Here is a 4,645-nt window from a genome sequence, read left to right on the forward strand (position 1 = left end):
TCAACTGCTGTTCATTCGCAAAGCGTGAGACGGCACGTAAGAATGACGTGCTCTCTTTCGCTTTCCCACTCACATACATCCGATCGATTTTCACTTCCTGAATCGGTAAGTGCCAAATCGCTTCGAATGAGGCATACCCAGTTCCAAAATCATCAATCGAGAGACAATACCCGAGGTCGGCGATATCTTCTAACCGTTCGAGCTCGCTCGCATACGACATGATATCCGATGACTCGGTCAATTCGATTTTCAATCGGTCCGGTAACCATGGATATTTCTCAATCGAATCCCGAAGCTTCGTCACGATTGATGGGTCGACGGAGTGGGCCGACAAGTTGAACGAGAGAGAGATGTCTTCAAACGAAGTTCCTTGCCAAGCGACGAGTTGTTCAATCGTCTGGTCGAGGATGTTGTGTGACAGCCACAAGATTTGATCAGACCGCTCGGCGATTCGGATGAATTCGTTCGGTGGAATGATTCCCATCTCAGGATGTGTCCAACGGGCAAGTACTTCCGCACCGACGACGCGTCCGGTTTTCAGCTCGACTTGCGGCTGATAGGCGACCGTCAAGTCACCTTTTCGAATGGCATCCGGAAGTGCCTGTTCAATCAAGGCGGCGAGTTGCATCTGAGCCAAGATGTCTGAGTCATACCAAACGAGCGGCGTACGTGTTTCTTTCGCATGTTGCAAAGCTTTCATCGCCTCGAATAGGCAATCGTTATACGCCGGTTTCGTCTCGGTCGCGCCGATTTGGATGTGTACGTTTTGTCGCTTGTGATTGACCGTCACTTCGCTCGGGAACAATTCCAGCAGTTCATGTTCATCCTCGGCAGTGAAACCTTTCACGTATAACATGAACATATCATCCCGATATCGACCGAAGAGATGGTGCGCATATTTCGATAGACGGGCTTCGACAGAGCGGGCGAACTCTGTCATGAGTAAGTCCGCATACGCCGGGTCGTACCAGTCGACAAGATGATGGTAGTCGTGCAGTCGGATCAGGACGAACGCTCCGTCAATCTCTTGACGCTCCCACTTCCTGATGAACCCATACTCGTTATAGAGATTCGTCGCCAAATCGAAGCGGACGAGTCGGTCGACTTTTCGCTCCCGTTCGACCCGATCGGTCTCATCTTCGACAATCAAATAATACGTCAGTTTTTCTTCCCGTTTGAGCGGGGTGAGCTTGATGTTCAAATAGCGTGTGTGTTCGCCTTTTAAATGAATGATGAATTGGGCGCTCGTCCCTTGGTCGGTCACGCCTTCAAGTGCTTGCTCGAACATGCGCCGTCCCGTATCAGTGAACAGCTGATTGATTTCGTATAAGTTTCGGTCCCCAAAAAATTGACGGAACATCTCGTTGCGTTCCATCAGGTTATACGAATCGTCCATCAAGGCGATGGCGAGACCCGTCTCGGAGAAGAGCGATGACCAACGTTCGTGATAGCGGACGAGTTCTTGTGAGCGATTTTCGAGCTCATGGACGGTCGAATGAACGCTCACCGCGATCTCACGTAATTCGTCCTCGATGCCACGGAAGTCATGTGTTTTCGGGAATGTCGCTTCGACCGGTTCTAAGCTTGGGTCGATTGCGAGCGCACGTGCTTTCAGATGCGCCAAATCGTGATTATACCGTTTCCGTGTATAGTAGAGCAGGAAAAGTAGTCCGAGCGACAAGAGGAGCGTCACGACAAAAGATGCCGTGGCAAGGACTTGATAATGCTTACTTTCTTCTCGCAACATCGTCTCGGACGTGGAGCGAATCGAGCGAAGGGCAGCGTAGGCATCTTCGTAGACGTTCGTTGCGTTGACGTAACGGGCTTCAAGTGACGCTTCACTGCTCGCCATATTCGCAAACGATTGACCACTTTCCGCAACATCGATGACAGCTTTCGTTTGTAACGCATCGTTTTGATCGATGATTTTTTGAATGATTGTCGCTTCATTGACAATCAAATCAACGGTATTGATTAATTGTTCCTCTTCAATCGGTTCTTGGAGCAACGTATCGTTACTGCGCATGAGTATCGACTGCATCCGCATCATCGCATCCGTCAGCTCATACGTGGCGTTCGGTTGATTGGTCTGTTCGAGCGCTTGATAGAGCCAACGCCGATTGATTGAACTGATGACATCAGACGGGACCGCTTCGAACTGTTCTGCATCGAGAATGCCTTCCAAGTCATTCGAAAATGTCTGAAGCGTCTTCATTGTATTGAAGCGCGCGCTCTTTATAAGGGATAGAAAGAAATGATGTCGTTTGATTCGATTGATCCTCATAGCGAGTCGCCGCCTCGAACAAGGTGACATACGCTTCGACGCCAGCGAGGTTTGCTGCCTGATTCAAGTTCGTGATCGTCTCGTCGATCGCTTCTTGTTTTTCATGCCAGTAATAACTCGTCCCGAGTCCGAACATCAAGACACCGATGAGACAAGCGATTGCGAGTACCATCGTGTAGGTACGGTATGGAATTTTAGCAAAACGGGGTTGGCCCATCCGGCACCTCCTTTTTTTCCTTCATCATACTTCCGTTTTCGTTTCACTGGATGAAAATCCTGCAAAACGAAAGAAAAACCCGACTTTCGTCGGGTTTTATGGCGTGACCAAAGTCACGGTCGTTTGTAACCGATCAAGCGTGATTGCCAATACGGTTCTTTACTGATTTGGTTGTAACCTAATCCGAACGAACCGGCATGAATGAATGTATCGGCATTGATCATGATGCCCATATGCGATGGTCCCGTGGTGTAAGTATTCTCGAAGAAGACGAGGTCACCCGCCTGAGGGACGAATGATGTCGGTAACTGTGGACCAAAGTAAGCACCAGCCCAGTAGTTGGCCACGTTTGTGCGTGGGATGCTGACGCCTGACTGATTGAATACATAGTAGATGAGACCTGAACAATCAAAACCACCGTTTGATGGGCTAGAAGAGGCCCATACATAAGGAGTGCCGACGTATTGTTTTGCCACCTGAATCGTAGCAAGTCGTGTCGCCTGCGCGTTCTGACCTTTGATTTCAGTGACGGCTGATTTTGCGACAAACCCTGACGCGAGCTTGTAGTGGGTCGTCGTTTCCCCGATCACGTTCAACAATTCCCCGCGTAGTGTCGAACCGACTGTACTGCTCGATTCGTTCGCCTGTGCTCGAATCGCCGTCGGGTAATAGGTGTAGTAAGAATTCGCATCATACGAACCTTCCACCCACGTCGGTCCTTCGGTTCCGGTCGAGTCTTTAGAGACCGTTTTGACGTAAGCGGAAGCGACAAAACCGACCGTATTGCCGTAGTAGATTTGAAGCCAGCCGTTTGATGCTTGAACGACACGTAATGTCTGTCCGGCCTTGACGCTCCCGATGATTGTCGCGTTCGTCGACGCGCTCGACCGGACGTTCAACGATGGTGTGTTGACGACATAATCGACTTCTGCGTTCCCTGCGCCGTTATCTCCTGCGTTCGGGGCCGGGTTGCTCGGAGTAGTCGTCGTCTGTTTCAAATATCCGGCACTCACATATCCGGATTTCCCGTTATACGTGACGAAATACCAGTCACCTGACTTCTTCGTCGCTTGAACGATTGTACCGTTCGGGATGTTCGTCACGAGTGCATAGCCGATGCCGGCTCCTTGGCGTACGTTTAAGTTCGCCGTCGTGACAAACTGCTGGTTCACCGTATTTTCCGAAGGTGTGCTCGGAGTTGGCGTAGTCGTGACTGGTGTGGACGGTGTCGCTGATCCTGATGTCGTTAAATATGTATGAGCGACATAACCTGTGCGTGAGCCATACTTGACTTGTGACCAAGAACCTTCTCGTTTTAGCACCGTGACGGCTTTCCCTTTTGGAATCGTCAATACGATACTGGCTTTCGTCGACTTAGAAGCACGGAGATTCAAGTTGACTGTCGTCTTTGCAGTGGTCGCACTCGGTTTCACGTTAGGCGGTGTCGTCGGTGCAGGTGTTGTGGGAGTCGACGTTGAAGTCTTTTTCAAATATCCGTTGTGCACCCACCCTGTTTGACCACCGTAGCTCACTTTTGACCATGAGCCGTTCGTTTGAATCGGTGTGACGACTTTTCCTTTTGGAATCGTCAATAGGATTCGATGGGATGTCCCAGCGCCCGAGCGTAAATTTAATGCATCGGTCGTCGCCATCCGCGTCGTGCTCGACGTTGAGAGTGACGAACCGCCTGTCGACCCAGAGTCGGATACTTGAAGCGTTTGACCGATTCGGATGGAATCAGACGTCAATCCGTTCAACGATTTTAATGCCGAAACGGAAAGGTCGTAGGATCGGCTAATGGACCACAACGTATCACCGGATCGCACCGTGTGTGTGCTTGCGGCGGCGGCTTCATCTGCATGAGCCAATACGCTGACCGCTGCGAGAGCCGCGAATGAATAGGTGAGACCTGACTTTGGATTCATAGCGTCACTTCCTTTCAAAAATGAGAGCGAAACATTCAACAAGTGAAACAATACAAGTTCATTGTACGGTGAGATGAAACGAGCAAGCAATGGGACAAATGGTCAATTCGGGCCTCTTTCTTGAAAAGGAGGTCAATAATTTAGAAGTGGGAATAACTACCTATTTTATTCATTCGATGAATTATAAAATTAAGTGCAACACCCAAAAGTGAACACAAA

Annotated in this window: 3 protein-coding genes; all 3 read right to left on the bottom strand. The window is 49.8% G+C overall.

Annotation, left to right across the window (positions count from 1 at the left end):
• Positions 1–2,215 (bottom strand): EAL domain-containing protein (locus ON063_RS14270; RefSeq protein ID WP_274665580.1); only part of this gene is annotated, 2,215 nt, incomplete at its 3' end.
• Entirely contained in the window at positions 2,187–2,501 is a 315-nt protein-coding gene (locus ON063_RS14275; RefSeq protein ID WP_274665581.1) for a hypothetical protein, read from the bottom strand. The genes ON063_RS14275 and ON063_RS14270, both read right to left, overlap by 29 nt.
• 113 nt (positions 2,502–2,614) lie before the next feature.
• Positions 2,615–4,426 (bottom strand): SH3 domain-containing protein, encoded by a 1,812-nt coding sequence (locus ON063_RS14280; protein ID WP_274665582.1) that lies wholly within the window; start codon positions 4,424–4,426, stop codon positions 2,615–2,617.
• Between the last annotated feature and the right edge of the window lie 219 nt (positions 4,427–4,645).

The sequence above is a fragment of the Exiguobacterium sp. B2(2022) genome, from assembly GCF_028823655.1.
GTDB lineage: Bacteria > Bacillota > Bacilli > Exiguobacteriales > Exiguobacteriaceae > Exiguobacterium > Exiguobacterium aestuarii_A.